This is a genomic window from Caballeronia choica (assembly GCF_001544535.1).
In the GTDB taxonomy this organism is placed as follows: Bacteria; Pseudomonadota; Gammaproteobacteria; order Burkholderiales; family Burkholderiaceae; genus Caballeronia; species Caballeronia choica.
In genome coordinates this window covers 1-1535 of sequence record NZ_FCON02000439.1, presented here as the reverse complement: position 1 = coordinate 1535, position 1535 = coordinate 1, and the positions used below count along the sequence as shown (strand labels likewise).

The 1535-nt window shown below is 58.1% G+C and carries 1 protein-coding gene; it reads left to right on the top strand.

Annotation, left to right across the window (positions count from 1 at the left end):
• Positions 1 to 1514: recombinase family protein (locus AWB68_RS44785; RefSeq protein WP_087650439.1), on the top strand; the 1514-nt coding region annotated here is incomplete at its 5' end.
• Positions 1515 to 1535: the final 21 nt, after the last annotated feature.

The following is a 1535-nucleotide window of genomic DNA, read 5'->3' as shown; positions in this document are numbered from 1 at the left end:
AACAGGTTCGGGGCGCGCTGCAGTTGCTCTTCGACACGTTTCGGCAAGCTGCATCAGCTACCGCAACGGTCAGGCGATTTCGCCAGGAAGGCTGGCTGTTTCCGCGTCGCATCCGCCGGGGAATTGGGAAGGGAGACCTGCTTTGGGGGCCGCTGGACCACTGCCGAGTCATTCAGATTCTGCATAACCCTCGTTACGCCGGTGCGTTCGTGTACGGGCGCACCCGCGGAGCATACCGTCCCGGTCGCAAAAAATCCACTTCGCTGAAGGTTGCTCGCGAGAACTGGCAAGTGCTGATTCAGAATTCTCATCCAGGTTTTATCGATTGGGACGAATTCGAACGGAACCAGGCTACGCTCAAGCAGAATCTAACCGGATTTGGTCTCGATCGACGTGGCAGCATGCCACGCGAGGGTGTCGGTCTCCTGCAGGGGCGTGTCGTGTGCGGCGTCTGTGGAGCACGCATGCGCGTACGGTATCAAGAGGTCGATAATAAACTTCAGCCGTACTATATGTGCACGGAGAATCCGGTGCGCCGTGCCGGCAAACCCTGTCAGTCGGTTCGCGGACGCGCCATCGATGACGCGATAGGCTCGCTGCTTTTGGAGAGCGTCGCGCCAGCTGTGCTCGAGGTCGCGCTAGCGGTCGAAGATGAGATATCGGGGCGCGTCAAACAGGCCGCGACGCAGCGTCAGAATCAACTAGTTCGAGCGCGCTACGACGCCGAGCTTGCGCGCCGTCGATATATGAGTGTCGATCCAACGAACCGGCTTGTCGCCGACTCACTCGAAGCAGACTGGAATGAACGTCTGCGCGTACTGGATGCATTGCAGCAAGAGAACGAACGACTTCAGCATGCCGATCACAAGCTTCTAAGCAGCGACGCGCGGACCCAGATTCGCGCGCTTGCCGAAGACTTCCCCCGTGTCTGGAATGACCAACGCGTAGTGTCGGTCGAACGCAAACGAATGATCGCCTTACTCATTGAAGACGTAACCTTGGTCAAGGCAGAACGCATCGCTATCCATGTACGTTTTCGCGGCGGTCGAACGACATCGTTGGAGATCGACAAGCCCAAGCCTATTGCACTAATTCGCAAGACGTTGCCTGAAGTCGTTGCAAAGGTCGACGAACTCCTCGAAACCTGCTCGGATAGGCAAGTCGCCGAACAACTTAACGCGCTTGGTTATACAAACTGGAAAGGCGAATTATTCACGCACAAGAAGGTCTCTATTGTGCGCACCGCCTACCGACTCAAGAGCCGGTTCGAACGCCTGCGCGCACGCGGCATGGTGACAGCCAACGAGCTCGCCAGACAACTTGGAGTCTGCCCGACTACCGTTTACCTCTGGGGCCAGCGCGGGGTGGTGCGCCAGCATCGATACGGAAACCTGCATCGCTGCCTCTACGAGCCCCTCGGCGACGTCGTCTTGGTCAAAGGGCAAGGCGGCCGCTACAGCTCGACACAACCGACGTTTATCGCTGTTCCACCAACCACACAAGGTGCAGTATGAAGCGTACGCCTTGTCCTGCGG